The 19,665-nt window shown below is 62.3% G+C and carries 16 protein-coding genes and 1 tRNA gene; 8 read left to right on the plus strand and 9 right to left on the minus strand.

The features are described 5' to 3' along the window. Positions 1–86 precede the first annotated feature (86 nt). The 6 genes from tsaE (at position 87) to trxA (ending at position 9,327) form a co-directional block, all read left to right on the plus strand. Entirely contained in the window at positions 87–545 is a 459-nt protein-coding gene (tsaE, locus tag P0D52_RS12795) for a tRNA (adenosine(37)-N6)-threonylcarbamoyltransferase complex ATPase subunit type 1 TsaE (RefSeq protein WP_394693035.1), read from the plus strand. Continuing rightward, the gene (locus tag P0D52_RS12800) at positions 538–1,632 is read left to right on the plus strand and encodes an aminoglycoside phosphotransferase family protein (protein WP_394693036.1); all 1,095 of its coding nucleotides are present in this window, start codon (positions 538–540) and stop codon (positions 1,630–1,632) included. Before tsaE ends, P0D52_RS12800 begins: the two co-directional genes overlap by 8 nt. Continuing rightward, entirely contained in the window at positions 1,629–2,339 is a 711-nt protein-coding gene (locus P0D52_RS12805; protein WP_394693037.1) for a nucleotidyltransferase family protein, read from the plus strand. The genes P0D52_RS12800 and P0D52_RS12805 overlap by 4 nt, the downstream gene beginning before the upstream one ends. After that, complete coding sequence (locus P0D52_RS12810; RefSeq protein WP_394693038.1) at positions 2,336–5,347, plus strand: PD-(D/E)XK nuclease family protein; 3,012 nt, start codon at positions 2,336–2,338, stop codon at positions 5,345–5,347. The genes P0D52_RS12805 and P0D52_RS12810 overlap by 4 nt, the downstream gene beginning before the upstream one ends. Then, entirely contained in the window at positions 5,344–8,910 is a 3,567-nt protein-coding gene (addA, locus tag P0D52_RS12815) for a double-strand break repair helicase AddA (RefSeq protein ID WP_394693039.1), read from the plus strand. Before P0D52_RS12810 ends, addA begins: the two co-directional genes overlap by 4 nt. Positions 8,911–8,991: 81 nt before the next feature. Further along, positions 8,992–9,327, plus strand: a complete 336-nt coding sequence (gene trxA / locus P0D52_RS12820) for a thioredoxin (RefSeq protein ID WP_394693040.1) — start codon at positions 8,992–8,994, stop codon at positions 9,325–9,327. Between the two features lie 55 nt (positions 9,328–9,382). On the opposite strand, the gene P0D52_RS12825 is transcribed toward trxA, so the two are convergent. The 9 genes from P0D52_RS12825 to aroA all read right to left on the minus strand — a co-directional run bounded on the left by P0D52_RS12825 (position 9,383) and on the right by aroA (position 18,725). Further along, positions 9,383–10,699, minus strand: a complete 1,317-nt coding sequence (locus tag P0D52_RS12825) for a bifunctional folylpolyglutamate synthase/dihydrofolate synthase (protein ID WP_394693041.1) — start codon at positions 10,697–10,699, stop codon at positions 9,383–9,385. Next, on the minus strand, positions 10,686–11,588 hold the full coding sequence (accD, locus tag P0D52_RS12830) for an acetyl-CoA carboxylase, carboxyltransferase subunit beta (RefSeq protein WP_394693042.1): 903 nt from the start codon (positions 11,586–11,588) through the stop codon (positions 10,686–10,688). The genes P0D52_RS12825 and accD overlap by 14 nt, the downstream gene beginning before the upstream one ends. A gap of 12 nt (positions 11,589–11,600) precedes the next feature. Continuing rightward, positions 11,601–12,386 (minus strand): tryptophan synthase subunit alpha, encoded by a 786-nt coding sequence (trpA, locus tag P0D52_RS12835; RefSeq protein WP_394693043.1) that lies wholly within the window; start codon positions 12,384–12,386, stop codon positions 11,601–11,603. Beyond that, positions 12,383–13,594 carry a tryptophan synthase subunit beta gene (trpB, locus tag P0D52_RS12840; protein ID WP_394693044.1) on the minus strand — a complete coding sequence of 404 codons (1,212 nt, stop codon included), beginning with the start codon at positions 13,592–13,594 and terminating at the stop codon, positions 12,383–12,385. Before trpB ends, trpA begins: the two co-directional genes overlap by 4 nt. A 4-nt stretch (positions 13,595–13,598) precedes the next feature. Then, entirely contained in the window at positions 13,599–14,234 is a 636-nt protein-coding gene (locus P0D52_RS12845; protein ID WP_394693045.1) for a phosphoribosylanthranilate isomerase, read from the minus strand. A 15-nt stretch (positions 14,235–14,249) separates the two neighbouring features. Further along, on the minus strand, positions 14,250–14,537 hold the full coding sequence (gene ihfB, locus P0D52_RS12850; protein ID WP_394693046.1) for an integration host factor subunit beta: 288 nt from the start codon (positions 14,535–14,537) through the stop codon (positions 14,250–14,252). A 127-nt stretch (positions 14,538–14,664) separates the two neighbouring features. Then, on the minus strand, positions 14,665–16,560 hold the full coding sequence (gene rpsA, locus P0D52_RS12855; protein ID WP_394693047.1) for a 30S ribosomal protein S1: 1,896 nt from the start codon (positions 16,558–16,560) through the stop codon (positions 14,665–14,667). A gap of 195 nt (positions 16,561–16,755) precedes the next feature. After that, the gene (gene cmk / locus P0D52_RS12860) at positions 16,756–17,394 is read right to left on the minus strand and encodes a (d)CMP kinase (protein WP_394693048.1); all 639 of its coding nucleotides are present in this window, start codon (positions 17,392–17,394) and stop codon (positions 16,756–16,758) included. Further along, entirely contained in the window at positions 17,391–18,725 is a 1,335-nt protein-coding gene (gene aroA / locus P0D52_RS12865) for a 3-phosphoshikimate 1-carboxyvinyltransferase (RefSeq protein WP_394693049.1), read from the minus strand. The genes cmk and aroA overlap by 4 nt, the downstream gene beginning before the upstream one ends. 103 nt (positions 18,726–18,828) lie before the next feature. On the opposite strand from aroA, the gene P0D52_RS12870 reads away from it, so the two are divergent. Further along, entirely contained in the window at positions 18,829–19,266 is a 438-nt protein-coding gene (locus P0D52_RS12870) for an FYDLN acid domain-containing protein (RefSeq protein ID WP_394693050.1), read from the plus strand. An 80-nt stretch (positions 19,267–19,346) separates the two neighbouring features. Further along, a tRNA-Ala gene (locus P0D52_RS12875) sits at positions 19,347–19,422 on the plus strand. Positions 19,423–19,665: the final 243 nt, after the last annotated feature.

Here is a 19,665-nt window from a genome sequence, read left to right on the forward strand (position 1 = left end):
AAGTCGGTGGCGAATTGGCGGCTCGGGCGCGGAAAGTCAAGACGAGGGTGCTTGCCGGGCGCGGCGCGCTTCACTAATCGAAGGGGATGACCGCTCCACCGATCTCTTTTCCCCTGCCGGATGCCGCCGCGACCGAAAGGCTTGGTGCCCGCCTCGGCACCGTGCTGAAGCCCGGCGATATTGTCCTCCTGCATGGTGATCTGGGCATGGGCAAGACCACGCTCGCACGCGGCATGATTGCGGCCCTTTGCGGCGTGACCGATGCGCCGAGCCCGACCTATACGCTGGTGCAGTCCTATGACACGGAAAGCGGCGACTGGCTGTTGCATGCCGATCTCTACCGCATTGAAGACGAAAGCGAGCTGGAGGAGCTCGGACTGGATGACGCCTTCGAAGATGCGATCTGCCTGATCGAATGGCCGGACCGGCTGGGGCGCTATCTGCCGGGGCGGCGGCTCGACCTACATCTGGTGCAGGACGGGCCGCAGAGAATCGCGCAGATTTCCCCGGTCGGCGAATGGGGAGACGCGCTCACACATGTCTGATCGCGAGAACGAGATTTCAGGATTTCTGAAAGCGGCGGGTTGGGACACTGCCCGACAGCAGGCCTTTCCCGGTGATGCGTCCACCCGCAGTTATCGTCGGCTTTATCTGGGCGATGAGACCGCCGTACTAATGAATGCTCCCGCGCAGGCCGAAGCGCCCGCCTGCCCGCCGGATGCCACACCGGAGGAACGCGCGGCCCTCGGCTATAACGCGCTGGCGCGGTTGGCCGGGCCCAATCTGGCGGCCTTTGCCGGCCTGACCGAGGAACTGACGGCCCGCGGGTTTTCAGCACCCCGCATCCTGTCTGCGGATCTACCCGGCGGCCTGCTCCTGCTGGAGGATCTGGGCGATGACCTCTTTGCCCGCGCCATTCCGGCAGGCGCGGACGAGGGCGAGCTTTATCGTCATGGCGTCGAAGCGCTGGCGGCCATTTATCGCTCCAGCTTTCCGTCCGAGCTCCACCATCATGGCGGCGAATGGCATATTCTCGATTATGACGGTCCGGCCCTGCTGGCGGAGACCGAACTTTTCCTCGACTGGTATGTCGAAAAACATCTGGGCCGGGCGGTCTCGTCCGCTGACCGGCAAAGCTGGCGGCATGTCTGGTCGGCCGTTTTCCCGGCGCTGGGAACGGAAGCCACAGGTCTGGCGCTCCGCGACTATCATGCAGAGAATTTACTCTGGCTGCCGACACGGACCGGTCCGGCTCGTGCCGGACTCATCGATTATCAGGACGCTCTGTTTGTTCACCCGGCCTATGATCTGGTGTCCCTGCTGGAAGATGCGCGCCGCGACGTGCCGCCGGATCTGGCGGCAGATATGAAGGCGCATTTTCTTAGAGCGTCGCATATTTCCGACGCGGATGCGTTCGATGCCGCCTATGCGGTTCTGGGGGCTCAGCGGAATGCCAAAATCCTCGGTATATTCGTGCGGCTGGCCCTGAGGGATGGCAAACCGAAATATCTCGACCTGTTGCCGCGTGTCGCCCGCCACTTCCTCACAGATATCTCCCATCCTGCCCTTTCAGATGTGCGCGCCCTGATCCATGCTCTCGCGCCTGAACTGAAAGAAATGGCGAGCGGATGATCACGATTGAAACGGGCATGGCGCTGGCCGCGGGTTTGGGCACACGGATGCGGCCGCTGACCCTGACCCGGCCCAAAGCGCTGGTCGAGGTGTGCGGAAAGCCGCTGCTCGATCATGTGCTTGACCGGTTCGCCCTTGCCGGTGTTTCCAATGCCGTGGTCAATATCCACCATTTTACCGATCTGATGCGCGACCATCTCGCTGCGCGGACCGGCCCTCCAGCCCTCCAGATTTCAGACGAAAGTGATCAGGTTCTCGAAACCGGGGGCGGACTGGTCAAGGCACGGCCTTTGCTCGGTGATGCGCCCATTTTTGTTTCCAATATCGACGCGCTCTGGAGCGAGGGTGCAACGTGCGAGCTGGATCGGCTCCGCGCGGCATGGCGGGGCGATGACATGGACGCCCTGCTCCTGCTGGCGCGCCGCGAGGACACGTCGGGCTATGGCGGTGCAGGAGACTTCTTTCTTGATGATGACGGCCGTGTCCGCCGTCGCGGCTACGCTGACAGCGCGCCCTTCGTCTTCGCTGGAACCCAGATTCTCAACCCGCAGGTGATTGAGGGATATCCCGAGGAGGCGTTCTCGCTCAACCGGATCTGGGATGAACTGCTCGCAAAGGGGCGTGTCCATGGTCTGGTCATGAACGCCTTCTGGATGCATGTCGGGGACCCTGATGCCCGCGACGCCGCAGAGGCGCGGCTGACATGAGCGAAATCTTCAAACCCGATTGTCCACGCGTTTTCACAACGCCGCCGCAAACCGATTTCCTGAAGCTTCTGGCCGAAACCCTGAAAGCCGAGTTTGGCGCCACACCGGAATCGCTGGCGCGGGTCACCATTTTGACGCCAACCCGCCGTGCCGGACGCGCCCTGGCCGCAGCTTTTTCCAGTCTCGCCAACAGTGCTGAGGCCACGCTTCTGCCGCTTATCCGTCCGATCGGCGATGTGGATGCCGATGATCCGCCGTTCGAGCCGGGTGAGCTCGCCACGATTGCGCCGCCAGCCATCAACCCGGTGCGCCGCACGTTCGAGCTCGCGCGGCTGATCCTCGCCAAGGACGCCGCTCAGGGCGGTACCATGGCGACGGCAGAGGCCATCGCACTGGCGGGCCCGCTGAGCCAGCTGATTGATGATATCTGGACCGAGGAAACCGGTGATGTGTCCGCTCTGGGCGAAACCATTCGCGCCCTCCTGCCGGACCATCTGAAAGAATCCGCCGACTTCATCACCATCGTTATGGCCGCCTGGCCGCTGCGTCTGGCCGAGCTGGGCATGAGCGATCCCGCTCAACGGCGGTCGGCGCTTCTCTCAGCTCTGGCAGATCGATGGCGGGAAGACCCGCCGCCGGGCCCGGTGATTGCGGCCGGCTCGACCGGGTCGATTCCGGCCGCAGCCGATCTGATGGCCGCCATCGCCCACATGCCGCAAGGCGCGGTTGTCCTTCCCGGTCTTGATCGGGATATGGATGACAAGGCCTGGGCGGCGCTGGAAGATGATGACCAGCATCCCCAGCAGGCCATGCAGGCTTTCCTGAAGAAGATCGATCTTCCGCGCAGCAAGGTCGCCAACTGGCCCGGTCATGCCGCCGATAATCAGGGCGCTGCGCGGCAACGCATCCTCGCGGAATCCCTTCGGCCCGCCGAGGAAACGAGCGACTGGCTGTCGCGGATCGATGAGATCGAAAGCGGCTGGGGGGCGGGTTTTCTAGATGCCGGCTTCAAGGGGCTCTCCATTCTGGAAGCACCGACACCTGAAGTGGAGGCCCGCGCGATTGCGCTTGCGGTTCGCGAAACCCTCGAAACGCCCGGCAAAACGGCCATGGTCGTGACACCGGACCGGGGCATTGCGGACCGCGTCCTGGCCGCCATGCGGGGCTATGGCGTGGCGCTGGACGATTCCGCCGGGCGGCCATTGTCGCAGACGCCAGCGGGCAGTTTTCTGCGGCTGATCCTGGATGCCGCCGCCGATCCCGGCGCAACCCAGCCTCTGGCCGCGCTGTGGGCCTCGCCATTTTTCGCGCTGGGCCTGTCGCGCGGGAAGGCCCGGCAGCGATTTGATGCGATTGATATCGCCCTCCGCGGTGCGCGGCCGGGGAGATCCTTTGCCTCGATCTCCGCGCGCCTTGAGGCAGCAGGCGACAAGGCGCTGATGGACCAGCTGACGGGGCATCTGTCGCGTCTGGCAGGCGAGACCCGGCCCGTCGCCGACTGGGCGCGCCTGCAAGCGGAAACAGGAGAAGCCCTCGCCGCAGATGACATGCGCGCCGGAGCAGAGCGGCTCTGGATCAATGAAGACGGCGAAGCGGCCGCGACCCTGATCCGTGAACTCATTACCGAATCGGAGATTTTGCCGGACCTGACCCTGCGCGATTATGCCGAGCTGTTTGATACGCTGGCCCGCGCGCGCCCGGTTCGTCCGCGCGGCGAAGTCCATCCACGCCTGCGTCTGCTGGGGCCAATCGAAGCGCGTCTGCTGTCCGCGGATCGCGTTATTCTGGCGGGGCTCAATGAAGGTATCTGGCCTGCCGGTCTGGGCATTGATCCGTGGATGTCACGCGGCATGCGCGCAGAGGCCGGACTGCCGCCGCGCGAAAAGCGGCTGGGTCTGGCCGCGCACGACTTTGCGCAGCTGGCTTGTGCGCCCGAGGCCATGCTAACCCGGTCCGTGAAACAGGATGGCGCGCCTGCCGTCGCCTCGCGCTGGCTGTGGCGTCTGAAAACGCTGGCCCGAGGCGCTCTGGGCGAGGATGCCGGCAAGGTCCTGTCACCGGCGACAGACTATCTCGCACTCGCCCGCGCGCTGGATCATACCCCAGACCCGGTCGCTGTGACCGAGCCGCGGCCCTGCCCGCCTGTCTCGGTGCGCCCGAAAACCCTGTCGGTCACTGAAATCCGCAACTGGATCCGTGATCCCTACACGATTTATGCGCGCCGCATTCTGGGTCTGAGGCCACAGGATGATCTCGATCAGAATGCGCTTCCCTCCACGCGTGGCACCGCCATCCACAAGGCATTCGAGCTGTTTCTGAAAAATACCGGCCCGGGACCTCTGCCCGAGCATGCTCTTCATGATCTGATGAAACTGGGTCGTGATGCGGCGATCGAGGCCGGGATGGACGAGGCCGAACTGGTGCCGGACATGATCCGGTTCGAGCGCCTCGCCCGGTGGTTCCTCGATTGGGAGGCGGCCCGCCGTGCGAGGGACATCCGGCCTATCGGGCTGGAGAAAAGAGCGGAATGGCAGGTTGCCGGCACGGACTTCACCTTGCGCGGCAGGGCGGACCGTCTGGATGATCGTCCGGATAACCGGATCGACATTCTCGACTACAAAACCGGCCGCACGCCCTCGGCGACCGCCACGGCAGCAGGGTTTGAACCCCAGACGCCGCTAGAAGCGGCAATGCTGCGCGATGGCGCATTTGAGGGAATTGACCCGGCCGAACCGGGCGATCTTCTCTACATCAAGCTGTCCGGTGGGCGCGAGGCCGGCACCGAAGTGAAGATCAATGATAGCGGGCGCGAGCCGAAATCCACCGAGGATTTTGTTGTCCAGTATGAAGACATATTGCGGCGGCTGATCGAGCGATACAGCAAGGAGAGCACGCCCTATCTGGCGCAGGTCTTCCCGCAATTCGAGAATGAATGGGGCGATTATGACCGACTCAGCCGCCGCGCGGAGTGGTCATCGGCGGAAGATTCTGACGGAGGCCCGGCATGACCCCCGCCATTGAACACGCCACTGAGCAACAGACGCTGGCGGCCCGGCCCGATCACCACATTCACGTGGAGGCCAATGCCGGGTCGGGCAAAACCCGCGTTCTGGTCAGCCGGGTGGCACGCCTTCTGTTGACGGGCTCCAGGCCGGACAAGATTCTCTGCCTGACCTATACCAAGGCGGCGGCGGGCGAGATGAAATCGCGCCTGTTTGCCCGGCTTGGCAGTTGGTCAATCGCCGATGATGAGGCCCTGACCAAAGAGCTGAACGATCTGCACAATGTCAAAGGCGCGGACTATTCCCGTGAGGAACTCGCCGAGGCGCGAAAGCTCTTTGCCCGCGCACTGGAAACGCCGGGTGGTCTGGCGGTGCAAACCATCCACGCCTTCTGCCAGTCGCTCCTGCAGCGCTTCCCGCTGGAAGCGGGTCTGCCGCCCGGTTTTGATGTGGCGGATGATGCCGATAATCGCGCCATAGCTGCCGAGGCACGGCGCGGTCTGCTGTTGGCCGCCCAAACGGACTCGGCCCTGCATGAAGCGCTGGAAGTGCTCAATGCGCGCAGTGTGGACAGTTTTGACCTGATCGTCCGGCTGGCGGCGGGCAAACGTCTGGATTTTTCCCGCCTGCTTCTTGAACGCGGCGAAGCGGGCTTGCGGGCAGCGCTGCGGGCCGAGCTGGGTCTGTCGGACAATGAGACTGCCAGCGGCCTGACCGAAAGCGGCTGGCTGGACGCACCGCAGGACGCGCTGCTGTCGGCCGCTGAGACGCTCGCCACCGGGTCCAAAACAGACCAGCAACAGGCGGACCGTATCCGGGCGGCCCTGCGAGCGACCGAGCCTGCGGCGGCGCTGGCGCTCATCAATGATGTCTATTTCACGCAGAAAGGCGAGTTACGGAAAAGCCTCGTTACCAAGTCAATCCGCGAGGCGTTTCCGGCGATTGATGATTTGCTCAATCGCGAAGCCGCTCGCCTTTCGGATTTGCGCCTTCGGGTCGCCGCCGCCGATATGGCCGAGGCGTCAGAAGCGGCCACGCGGATCAGTGCAGACTATATCCGCCGCCATGAAGCGGGACTGCGCGCCCGCCGCCGGCTGGATTATGCCGATCTGATCGCCTTTGCGGTGAAATTGCTGGATGATTCCCAGGCGCGGGACTGGGTCCGCTACAAGCTGGATCAGGGCATTGAGCATGTTCTGGTGGATGAAGCGCAGGACAATGCGCCCGAGCAATGGCGCGTCATTGGCGCTCTGGTCGAAGATTATTTCTCCGGTGCGGGCATAGACCGCGCAACGCCGAAAACTGTCTTTACGGTCGGCGATGAAAAGCAGTCGATCTATTCCTTCCAGGGCGCCGAACCCCGGCAATTCCTGGCCTGGGGCGAACGCGTGCGCACCGATGCGAACGCGGCCCGGCAAAAGTTTGAAACGCCGTCCCTGTCGGTCTCCTTCCGGTCCGCACCGGTCATTCTGTCGGCCGTTGATCAGGCCTTCGATCCGGAACGCCTGCTGGGCGAACGCAAGGCCGTCCTGTCTGCGCCCGAAACCAAGTTCGTCGCCCCGGATGGCGACGTCGTCAGTGCGGGCTATGAGCCCTCACAGCAGGCCTTCGAGCGCTATCGGCCGCATCAGGCCGCGTGGGATGAGCGGCCTGGGCTCGTCGAGATCTGGCCAGCGGTTTCGCCGGAGAAAAAGGCCGAGAACCCGGATCCGACTGCACCGGTCGACCGCGAAAGCCAGCAAAGCTCCAGCCACCGCCTCGCCGGGCTGGTGGCTGCAGAGATTCGCCGCATTCTGGATGATGGCGATGCGGTGCATGACGAGGATACCAAAGGTCTGCGAGCGGCTGAATCCAAAGACATTCTGGTTCTGGTCAGCACCCGCAGCAGCTTTTTCCGGGAGCTGATCCGGCGACTGAAACAGCTTTCTGTGCCGGTGGCCGGTGCGGATCGCATGGTGCTGACCGAAGAACTGGCCGTGCAGGACCTGATCAATCTGGCCGAAATTGCGCTCAATCCGCTGGATGATCTGAAACTGGCGGAATTCCTGAAGACGCCCTTCTTCGACCCTGCCGAAAGCCCGCCGGCGATAGATGAGCAGGTCGTGTTCAACCTCGCCCACAATCGCGGCAAGCAAAGCCTCTGGTCCCGGCTTCAGGACAGCACTGATCCGGCGCTGGCTGAAGCGCGCGAAGCTCTGGTGCGGGCGCGCAACCGGATCGAGATGGCAGGCGTCTATGGCTTCTTTGCGGATTTCCTGAATGAGCGTTCCGCCACCGGCGAAACCCGCCAGAAGCGTCTGTTTGCGCGCCTGGGTGAAGAGGCCCGCGATCCGGTCGAGGAATTCCTTGCCCGCGCGATCAGCTTCGAACAGCAGAATACGGCGTCCCTGCGGGGCTTTATCGTCGATCTGAAAGCCGGCGAGGGACAGATCAAACGGGAGATGGATCAGGGTCGCGGCGAAGTCCGGGTGATGACGGTGCACGGCTCGAAAGGGCTGGAAGCGCCCATCGTCATTCTTCCCGATACCACACAGTCGCCCAAGCCGCGCGCTGATCGCAGCCTCTACTTCACAGAAGATTTCGGGATCGTCTGGGGACCGAGCGGACAGATCAAGCCGCCATTGATCGAGGCTTATTCCGAAGCGGATACTGCCAGCGCCGATGGCGAGAATGCACGCCTGCTCTATGTCGCGCTGACGCGAGCCAGCGACCGCCTGCTGGTCTGTGGCTGGAAGCGCTATGCCGCGCCGGGCCGCGTGGAAAAGCGCAGCTGGTATGAACGCCTTGATACGCTTTGGACGGGAGATGGCTGGGCCGAATGTGACAGTCCCGTTTTCAACGAAGATGGCGAGATGGAACCGGCCAAACGCTTCGGCATCGTCCCGGATAAACTGGGCAAGGTGACCCGGCGGGACGAGCGGATCACGCTGCCGGACTGGGCGCTGGCTCCGGCGGCGGAAGAGGCCGGCATCGCCCGCACCATTGCGCCGTCCCACCTTGCCGACGGGATGGACAGCCCGGTGATGTCGCCGCTGGCCGATGATGGCGGCCACCGCTTCCGGCGCGGCTCACTGATCCACAAATTGCTGGAAACCCTGCCCGATCTGCCGGAGGGGCGGCGCGAAGAGTCGGCACGCGCCTATCTGGCCTCGCAAACCGATCTGGACGACGCTCAGCGCGAGCAGATCGCCCATGAGACGCTGGCGGTGATCTTGCATCCCGACTTTGCGCCGATTTTCGGGCCAGGCAGTCTCGCCGAAGTGTCATTAACCGGCACCGCCCCCGGCCTGCCGTCCGGCACGCGTTTGAACGGACAGGTCGACCGGCTGGTCATCACCGATCACGAAATCCTGATTGTGGACTATAAAACCAACCGTCCGCCCCCGACCGAGGCGAAAGACGTGCCGCGCCTTTATCTGGCCCAAATGGCCGCCTACCAAGCCCTTCTGCGGGCGATCCACCCGGGCCGGAAAGTGCGGTGTGCACTGGTCTGGACCGATGGTCCGCGATTGATGGAACTGGAAGATGCAGCCCTTGAACAGGCACTCGCGGCGGGTGTGAAAGCTTGACGGCGGGGGCCGCAATACCTAGGTCAGCCCCGAGCGAAAACTGCGGTTTGCAGGATTCGAAATTTATGAAGGAGAGTTGCGATGTCGACCATAGCGGTCAGCGATGACTCGTTTGAAAGCGAAGTTCTGAAATCAGACAAGCCCGTCCTCGTGGACTTCTGGGCAGAATGGTGCGGTCCGTGCAAACAGATCGGCCCGGCTCTGGAAGAAATCGCGACGAGCATGTCGGGCGAGATCACCATCGCCAAGGTCAATATCGACGACAATCCGATGACCCCAGGTAAATATGGCGTGCGCGGCATCCCGACGCTCATGATCGTCCGTGGCGGCGAAGTGGTCTCCACCAAGATCGGTGCCATGGCCAAGACCAAGATCGAGGAATGGATCAAGGAAACGCTGGTTTCAGCGGAAGCCTGATCCGGCCTCCATCACGCTTGAATGAAGGGCTCGCTGATTGGCGGGCCCTTTTTCTTTACCCGCTCGTTGCGTGCGGCGTCACGCCATCGGTGAGCCCCAGAACCTCTCCCGCCAGATAGAGTGAGCCGCAGATGAGGATGCGGGGCGACGGGGCATCGCGCGTGGCATCGGCAATGGCGGAAAAGAGATCGGTATTGGCCTCGGCCTGCAGACCGGCCTTTCCCGCGGCGGCGACGATTTCGACCTGTGTCTGGGAGCCGCCGCGTCCACCGGAAAAGCTGATCGCCTGCGCCCGGCGGGCCAGCCCGTCAAAATGGCTCAGGAAGGCGGCTGCATCCTTGTTGGGCGAGAAGGCACAGATCAGCATGAGCGGCCGCGGCGAACGGGCTTCCAGATCTGCCATAGCGCGCGCCAGCGCCTGTCCGGCGGCTTCATTGTGCCCGCCATCGAGCCAGACTTCGGCCTCGCCCGCAGCGGCGACGACCGGGCCGGATGTCAGACGCTGCAGGCGGGCGGGCCAGACCGCGTTTTCCAGTCCCGAGCGCACGGCGGGTTCGTTATAACCGGCAGCGCGCGCAGCGGCGGCGGCAATGCCGGCATTGATGATCTGGTGTTCGCCGGCGAGAGCGGGACGCGGCAAATCCCAGAGCAGGTTTTCTTCCTCATAGACGAGGCGGTCATGTTCCGACCAGGCGCGATAGTCGCGGCCCCAGAGGCGCAAGGGTGCGCCAATGGCATTGCCGATCGCCCCGATGCGGTCTTCGGCTTCGCTGCGTTGCGGGCCGATGATGGCGGGTACGCCTTTCTTCAAAATACCGGCCTTCTCGCCGGCAATCCCGGCGATATCGCTGCCGAGAAACTCGGCATGATCAAGACTGACCGGCGTGATAACGCTGACCTGCGGCTTGCCAATGACATTGGTGGCATCCAACCGGCCGCCCAGTCCGACTTCCAGGATGAGGCGGTCGGCCGGCGTTTCGGCGAACAGCATAAAGGCTGCTGCCGTGGTGATTTCAAAGAAGGTGATCGGCGCACCGTCATTGGCGGCCTCACAGCGTTCGAAGGCGTCGATCAGGTGGGCATCATCCACCGCCTTCCCGGCCAGCACGATACGCTCGTTGAAGCGCACCAGATGCGGCGAGGTATAGACATGAACCTTCTCGCCAGTGGCTTCGGCAATCGCGGTCAGATAGGCACAGACCGAGCCCTTACCGTTTGTGCCAGCGACATGGATGACGGGCGGCAGCCTGTCCTGCGGGCGGCCAAGCTTGTCCAGCAAGGCTTCCAGCCGCCCCAGCGACAGATCGATCTTTTTCGGATGCAGGGCCGCCAGCCGGTCGAGAACCGGCTGCAGACGGTCAGTCGCCGGCATAGTCGGCAGGCGGGGAATTGCGCTTGATCGCCGGAACATTGGAGCCGCCGCGCTTCATCAGCGTGCGCAGCATCCGGCCCAGCGTGTCGCGCATTTCATGGCGATGCACCACGCGGTCAATCATGCCCTTTTCCAGCACATATTCGGACGTCTGGAAGCCTTCGGGCAGTTTCTCGCGAATGGTCTGCTCGATCACGCGGCGGCCGGCAAAGCCGATCATCGCGCCGGGTTCGGAAATATGAACATCGCCGAGCATGGCATAGGACGCCGTGACGCCGCCGGTCGTTGGGTCGGCCAGCACGACGATATAGGGCAGGCCCGCCTCGTTGAGGTCCTGAACCGCCAGCGTCGTGCGCGGCATCTGCATCAGGGAGAGACAGCCCTCCTGCATGCGCGCTCCACCGGCGGCGGTAAAAGCGATCAAGGGTGTGCGGTCTTTCACGGCGGCATTGGCCGCAGTGATGAAGGCTTCGCCCGCCGCCATGCCGAGTGATCCGCCCATGAAGGCAAAATCCTGGACCAGCACGGTGGACGGGACGCCGCCAATCGCGCCCTGCCCGATGGACATGACATCCTCGCGCCCGGTCTTCTTGCGGGCGGCGGCGAGGCGGCTGGTATAGGGCTTGTCGTCCTTGAACTTCAGCGGGTCCTTGGGCACGTCCGGCATGTCCAGCGTCGTCCAGTCACCGTCAAATGTGAATTTGAAACGATAGTCCGGACCAATGCGCATATGATGGCCGGCCGGCGTCACGAACATCCCGGCTTCGAGATCCTTGTGAAAAACCATCTCGCCCGATATCGGGCACTTCACCCAGAGATTTTCCGGCGTGTCGCGCTTGGAGAAGATTTTCGAGACACCCGGAGGGGTCAGTCGTTCCAGCCAGCTCATGACAATCCTGTTCTAGGGCGCAGCGCGCACGGCTGCCGATATATTCCTGACGAGTTCTAACGCAGTTTTCGTGCCGCCGTCATGGTTTGCGCTCACAATGGCGCTACCCACCACAACGGCATCGGCTCCGCCAGAGGCAATTTCAGCCGCTTCTTCCGGCGTTCTGACGCCAAAACCGACCGCGACGGGCAGACCGGTCGCGGTCTGAACGCGCTTCACGGCCTCGGCGACATCGGTGGCCGCGCCCTTGCCCATGCCAGTCACGCCGGTGGTAGAGACATAATAGACAAAGCCGGAAGAGCCTTCGGCCACGGCTTTCAACCGGTCGTCATTCGTGGTGGGTGTGGCCAGCCGGATGATGGAGATGTTTTCCGCCGCGAGGGCTTCGCGCAGCTCTGTGTCTTCTTCCGGCGGCAGGTCCACGCAGATGAGTCCATCGACGCCAGCGTCAGCCGCTGCCTTTGCGAAAGCGGCATAGCCCATATGGTGGACCGGATTGGCATAACCCATCAGGACCAGCGGCGTGTCGGGATGGTTCGCGCGGAAGGTCTTGGCGAGGGCCAGCGTGCCTTTCAGCGTCATACCATTGTCGAGCGCGCGCAGGGCCGCACCCTGGATGGGCGGGCCATCCGCCATCGGGTCGGTAAAGGGCATGCCCAGCTCAATTACGTCTGCCCCTGCGGAGGGGAGTTGGTCGAGCAAGTCTGCCGTCTCGCCATCCCCGGCCATGATGTAGGTGACAAAACCGGTGCGGTTTTCGGCTTTCAGGTGGGCAAATGTGGTGGTGAGGCGATTCATACCTCCACCCCCAGCATCCTTGCGACTTGCGGGACATCCTTGTCGCCGCGGCCACACATATTCATGAGGATCACGCCCTCCGGGCCGAGCTCTTTGGCGAGGTCGCGGACGCGGGCGAGCGCGTGGGCGGGTTCCAGCGCCGGGATAATGCCTTCGAGCTTGGAGCAGAGCTGGAACATGTCCAGCGCCTCGTCATCCGTCGCCGAAACATATTCGGCGCGCTTCACATCATGCAGGAAGGCATGTTCGGGGCCGATGCCGGGATAATCGAGCCCGGCCGAGATGGAGTGGCCCTCGACGATCTGGCCGTCGGCGTCCTGCAAGAGGTAGGTGCGGTTGCCATGCAGGATGCCGGGCTCGCCGCCATTGAGGCTGGCGGCATGATCGGGCGTATCCAGCCCCTTGCCGGCGGCCTCTACCCCGATCAGACGGACGGATTCGTCTTCCAGGAAAGGATGGAAGAGGCCCATCGCGTTGGAGCCACCGCCAATGCAGGCGACAGCGGCATCTGGCAATCTGCCGATGCGTTGCAGCATCTGTTCGCGGGCCTCGCGGCCGATGACGGACTGGAAATCGCGGACCATCATCGGATAGGGGTGTGGACCCGCAACTGTGCCGATGACGTAAAAGGTCTCGTCCGGATAGGTCACCCAATCGCGCAGCGCTTCGTTCATCGCGTCCTTCAGCGTGCCGCGTCCGGAGGTGACGGCATGCACCTTCGCGCCCAGAAGCTTCATGCGGAAGACGTTGGGCGCCTGCCGTTCCACATCGGTCGCGCCCATGAAAACCTCGCAGGGCAGTCCGAAGCGGGCCGCGACCGTCGCGGTGGCGACGCCATGCTGCCCCGCGCCGGTCTCGGCGATAATGCGGGTCTTGCCCATGCGCTTGGCCAGAAGGACCTGGCCCAGGCAATTATTGATCTTGTGCGCGCCGGTATGATTGAGCTCGTCGCGCTTCAGCCAGATCTGCGCGCCGCCGAAATGCTCAGTCAGGCGCTCGGCGAAATACAAGGGGCTGGGGCGGCCGATATAGTTCGTCAGGAAGTCCTCGAACTCGGCGGTAAAGGCCGGGTCGGCCTTGGCCGCCTCATAGGCTTTTTCCAGCGCGAGAATGTTCGGCATCAGGGTTTCGGCGACATAGCGGCCGCCGAACTCACCAAAGCGGCCTTGCGCATCCGGATATTGCGAAAAAGCGTTGGGTTTGGTCATGCCATCATCCGTTCAATGCCGTGGCGAAATTCGCCATTTTTGCTGCCGACTTTTCGCCGGGTGACGTTTCAATGCCCGATGAGACATCGACCGCCCTTGCGCCGGACGCTGCGACAGCGGCGCGGACATTGGCGGCATCCAGCCCACCGGACAAGAGCCAGGGCGTGGTGATGTTCAGCGATTTCAGCAGCGCATAATCATAGGTCGCGCCCCAGCCGCCGGGGCGCGATGCGCCTTCAGGTGGTTTGGCATCAAAGAGGATTTTATCGGCGACGCCATCAAAGGCGGACGCGGCGTCGAGATCGGCGCGGTCTGCCACCGGCACCGCCTTGATCACACCCTTGCGGGCAAAAGGTCTGGCAGCCTTAACCTGTTCGGGCGTTTCCCGGCCGTGCAGCTGGATCCAGTCGGGTGCCAGCGTCATACGAATATGCTCCAGCAAGGCGGGGTCGGCATTGACGGTTACGGAAACGGTCTCGGCCGTCCCCTGACCGGTGCCCCACGCATGCGCGGCGTCAGCGGGCTCGATATGCCGGGGAGAGGGCGGGAAGTGGACAAAGCCCACCCAGCGGGCCCCCAGCCGGACGGCGTCCAATACATCGCCTTGCGTCCGCAGGCCGCAGAATTTGATGTCAGTCATGAAAAGGCAAATAGCCTATTTTGCGGAAGCGTCGACCCGCTCGCGCAATTCCTTGCCCGTCTTGAAGAAGGGCACGTATTTGTCCTTCACCGAAACCGACGCGCCGGTGCGCGGGTTGCGGCCTTCACGGGCCTTGCGGTGGCGGACCGAAAAGGCCCCGAAGCCGCGAAGCTCCACCCGGTCACCCCGGGCCAGCGCATCACCGATTTCATCAAAGATGGCGTTGACGACCCGCTCGACATCGCGCTGAAACAAATTCGGATTCTCTTCCGCCAGCTTTGCAATGAGTTCCGACTTGATCATGCGTGTCTCCCTGCGTGTCGTAAGGTTTTAAGTTGCGCCAGTAAAAGGCCATGAGTCAATGAAAGATATCAAGAAAAAGGCCGGACGCAGTGCGCCCGGCCTGAATTTTCCGTGATGGCGGGCCAGGTTACTTCCCGGCGGCCGCTTTCACAGCGTCGCGAACTTCAGCAACTTTTGCCGATTTCACGATCTCGATGTCATTGGCTTCAGCGTATTCGACCAGCTGGGCCTTTGTCATCGCATCAAAGTCCTCACCCGCATCAGCGGCTTCGGCTTTGTCATCTGCTTTCGCAGCGGCTTTCTTCGCCGCCGGCTTCTTCTCTTCAGCGGCAGGTGCTGCATCTTTCAGGGCCGCACCGAGGATATCCCCGAGTGAAGCGCCGGAATCCGAAGAACCGTATTGCTGAACCGCTTCTTTCTCCTCGGCGATTTGCAGCGCCTTGATGGAGAGAGAGACACGACGCGAACCCTTGTCGATATTCATGACTCGGGCATCGATCTTGTCACCCACGGCAAAACGCTCGGGGCGCTGCTCGTCGCGGTCGCGGGACAGGTCGGACTTGCGGATGAAGGACTTCAGATTGTTGTCATCGCCGAAGGTCACTTCGATACCACCGGAGGTGATTTCGCTGACGGTCACGGTGATGGTCTCGTTGCGGCGATAGCCGCCCTCGTCCATCGGGTCGCTGGCCAATTGCTTGATGCCGAGAGAGACGCGCTCTTTCTCGATATCGATGTCCAGAACCTTGGCGTGAACCGTGTCACCCTTGTTGTAGTCCTTGACCGCTTCGTCACCGGACTTGTTCCAGTCGATGTCGGAGAGGTGGACCATGCCGTCGATCTCGTCGTCGATGCCGACAAAGAGGCCGAATTCGGTGATGTTCTTGACTTCACCTTCAACGGTCGAACCGATCGGGTGCTTCTCGGCCAGCATATCCCAGGGGTTACGCTGGGTTTGCTTGATGCCGAGCGAGATGCGGCGCTTGTCCGAATCCACGTCCAGAACCATGACGTCCACTTCCTCGGACGTCGAAACGATCTTGCCCGGATGAACATTCTTCTTCGTCCAGGACATTTCGGAGACGTGCACCAGGCCTTCGACACCGGCTTCCAGCTCGACGAAGGCACCGTATTCGGCAATATTCGTGACGCGGCCCTTGAAGGTGGCACCTACCGGATATTTGGCCGCAATGCCTTCCCACGGATCGGACATGAGTTGTTTCATGCCGAGCGAGATGCGCTGGGTTTCCGGGTTGATGCGGATGATCTGGACATTGACCGTCTGGCCAACCTCGACCACTTCGGACGGGTGACCGACGCGGCTCCAGGACATGTCGGTGACGTGCAGCAGGCCGTCAATGCCGCCGAGATCGACGAATGCGCCGTAATCGGTGATGTTCTTGACGATACCTTCGCGGGCTTCACCCTCGGCCAGCTGGCCAACAAGTTCGGCGCGCTGCTCGGCACGGGATTCTTCCAGAACGGCCCGGCGGGAAACAACGATATTGCCGCGCGGACGGTCCATTTTCAGGATGGCGAAAGGCTGCTCGATATTCATCAGCGGGCCGACATCGCGGACCGGGCGGATATCGACTTGCGAGCCTGGCAGGAAGGCCGAGGCGCCGCCGAGATCGACGGTGAAACCACCCTTCACGCGGCCAACAATCGCGCCATTGGTCGGCTCTTTCTTGTCGAAGGCCTTCTCGAGGCGATCCCAGCTTTCTTCGCGGCGGGCCTTGTCGCGCGAGATAACGGCATCACCCAGCGCGTTTTCGATGCGCTCGAGATAGACTTCAACGTCATCGCCGACAGACGGAGCCTTGGAGCCCGGGCCGGTGAATTCACGGACCGGGATGCGGCCTTCGGTCTTGAGACCGATATCGACGGTGACGAAATCGTTTTCGACCGCGGTGACGCGGCCAGTGATCACAGAACCTTCAGCAAGGTCCTGACCCGCAAAGCTTGCTTCAAGCATGCTCGCGAAATCATCGCGGGACGGGATTTGGGATTGGGTATCGGACATGGTTGGAAGTGAACTCCGGTATGAAACGATATTCCGGCCAGCCGGTTGTCTCCGGCGGTCTTGCCACAATGAGCCAATTTCATACGCGTTGTACCGCCGAAAGGCGGGAGGTTAAATAATGGGCCTTTTCAACGGGTCAGGTGCCAAAGGGAGAGGAGTCCCTCATGCGGCGGGCCTGATCGTGAGAAGGTCCGGCTAGTTGCGCGGTGCGACGCCCGTCTTGTTCTGTATCATGCGGACGGCCTCAGCGAGCGTGGCGTCTATACTCAAATGAGTCGTATCCAGCAAGACGGCATCCTCTGCCCGCATCAGCGGGGCGGTTTCCCGGGACGAGTCGCGGGCGTCCCGTTCGGCGAGCTGACGTTCGATATCCTCCAGCTGAACGCTCTCTCCCTTGGCGGTCAATTCGCGCCAGCGACGTTCCGCGCGGATGCGCGGGTCGGCATCGATATAGAATTTCACATCGGCATCGGGGCAAACGACTGTTCCAATATCGCGGCCATCCAGGACGGCCCCGCCTTCCTGTTCGGCGAAGCGGCGTTGAAGATCGAACAGGGCTGATCGAACGTCCGGCTGCGCCGCCACGACTGACGCGGCCGCCCCCGCCTCGGCCGTGCGGATGGCAATTTCGTCAATCCTCGACGGGTCCAGCGTTTTTGCGGCCATCAATGCGGCGTCATGATCACGCGGATCGTCCCCGGCTTTCAGGACCTCCACGGCGACGGCACGATAGAGCGCACCGGTATCGAGATGCGCCAGGCCGAAAGCTTTCGCGATGCCGCGCGCGACCGTGCCCTTGCCGGACGCCAGAGTGCCATCTACCGCAATGATCATGGATGCACTCTTATCATGGCGCCCAGCGCCGTCATATCGTCAATGAAGGCAGGATAGCTGGTCGCGATCATGGAGATATCATCCACGGTCACAGCCTCCCGTGCAGCGAGCCCCATGACGAGCGCCGACATGGCGATGCGGTGATCTCCCAGCGACCGCACAGACCCGCCGCCGCGCACTGTGCCGCCCTCGATCACCAGATCATCACCTTCGATATGAGCCTCGACGCCATTCACCGCCAGGAGCGCATGAGTGGCCGCGAGCCGATCGCTTTCCTTGGCACGCAACTCGGCCAGACCGCGCAGACGCGACCTACCTCTGGCAAAGGCGCAGGCCACAGCCAGGACGGGATATTCGTCGATCAGGGACGGGGCGATATCGGGTTCAAGGTCAATGGCGTTCAGCGTGCTGTAGCGCAGGCCGAAATTGGCAATGGATTCGCCCGCCGCCTCTCCCGCCGGAGTAACGGCGATCGACGCGCCCATGCGTTCCAGCACTTTATAGAGCCCCGTGCGCGACGGGTTGATCATCACCTGTTTCAACGTCACGTCCGAGCCCGGCGTGATCAACGCTGCCACCGCCGCGAATGCCGCCGATGAGGGGTCACCCGGTACGTCGATCTGACAACCGGTCAGAATCTGGGGGCCATTCAGCCGAATGATACGTCCCTCACCGCCGGCCTCCACCGAGATATCCGCGCCGAACAATCTCAGCATGGTCTCGGTGTGATCGCGGGTCGCGCGGTCTTCGCGCACGACGGTCTCGCCGGACGCGCCCAGCGCCGTGAGGAGGATAGCAGATTTGACCTGCGCGGAGGCGACCGGCAGGCGATAATCTATTCCGGTGAGCGGGGCCGGTTGAATCTCGACAGGCAAGCGTGCTTCAGTCGAGCGGCAGTGTGCGCCCATCTGCTCCAGCGGTATTGTCACGCGGCCCATGGGCCGGGACGACAGGCTGTCATCTCCGACCAGAAGCGCCTGCCCACCTGCACCCGCAATGGCCCCCATCATCAAACGCACGCCAGTGCCGGAATTGCCGAAGTCGAGCGCGTCCTTCGCCGGCCGGAATCTTCCGCCTGTCCCCTGAACAACATATTGCCCCCCGCCCAGGCGTTCGACGCGCGCGCCCAAACGACTCACGGCGTCCAGCGTCGCCAGAACGTCATCGGATTCCAGCAAGCCCGTAATGCGGGTCTGGCCCTGCGCGAGCGCGCCGAGAATGAGCGCGCGGTGGGAAACCGACTTGTCGCCCGGCGTATTCACACAGCCTTGCAAGGGTTTACCCGGTCGGGAAACAGCCTCTCGGCGAGCAGGTTGATGGGTGCGTATCATAAGGGAAATGAACTTTTTACGGGTCAGCAGACATAGGCTTTTGACAGGAGGCGGCTATCGTGGCAACGACGCGCGCCGAAAACATCTGTCTATGGGGATCGTCATGGCTAAAACCGATCTCGGTGAGAAGCAGGTTTGTCCGGAATGCGGGTCGAAATTCTACGACCTGAACAAGGATCCTGCCCATTGCCCGAAATGTGATCACGAATTCAAGCCGGAGGCCGTATTGCCGCCGGTGACCAAAGCGCCTGCGCCCGAGAAGTCCAACGAAAAGGACGATCAGGCCAAGGATGAAGACGACGAGGATGACGAGGAAGAGGACGATGTCCCCGAGCTCGACGCCGATGCCGTTGTCTCGCTTTCGGATGCTGATGACGACGATGATGATAGCGATGATGACGATGATGATTCCATCGATATCGACGCGGACGCCGACCTCGACCTGGACGATGATGACGACGATGACGACGTCCTTCTTGACGATGATGACGATGAAGACGACTTCGATATCGACGACGATGATGATGAGGATGACATCTAGGCGCTCATGACGCTTGATCGGTGCGAAGGCTTTGACTAGTTTCCGCGCCGCATACCGGCCCGACGGTGTCTTTGAAATTCGGGGCTATAGCTCAGTTGGGAGAGCGCTTGCATGGCATGCAAGAGGTCGTCGGTTCGATTCCGACTAGCTCCACCATCTTTACTGCCGGAGCCTGAAAGGCGAAAGCGGACATAAAGAACAAACGCCGCGTTGACATCAGCGCGGCGTTTTCTTTTGTGCCCTGATGCGCCAGGCCAACCCTAAAATCTGCAGAAATCCGTTATCGGCTTGTAAACCAATAGATCAATTAACCCTTTGGAAACCAATAAAATTAGGTCGAATTTGAAATAAATGCGCGAGAACTGATCCCACATTCAGGCAATCCTGATGGGGGATGAC

Source organism: Hyphobacterium sp. (assembly GCF_043584775.1).
Taxonomy (GTDB): domain Bacteria; phylum Pseudomonadota; class Alphaproteobacteria; order Caulobacterales; family Maricaulaceae; genus Hyphobacterium.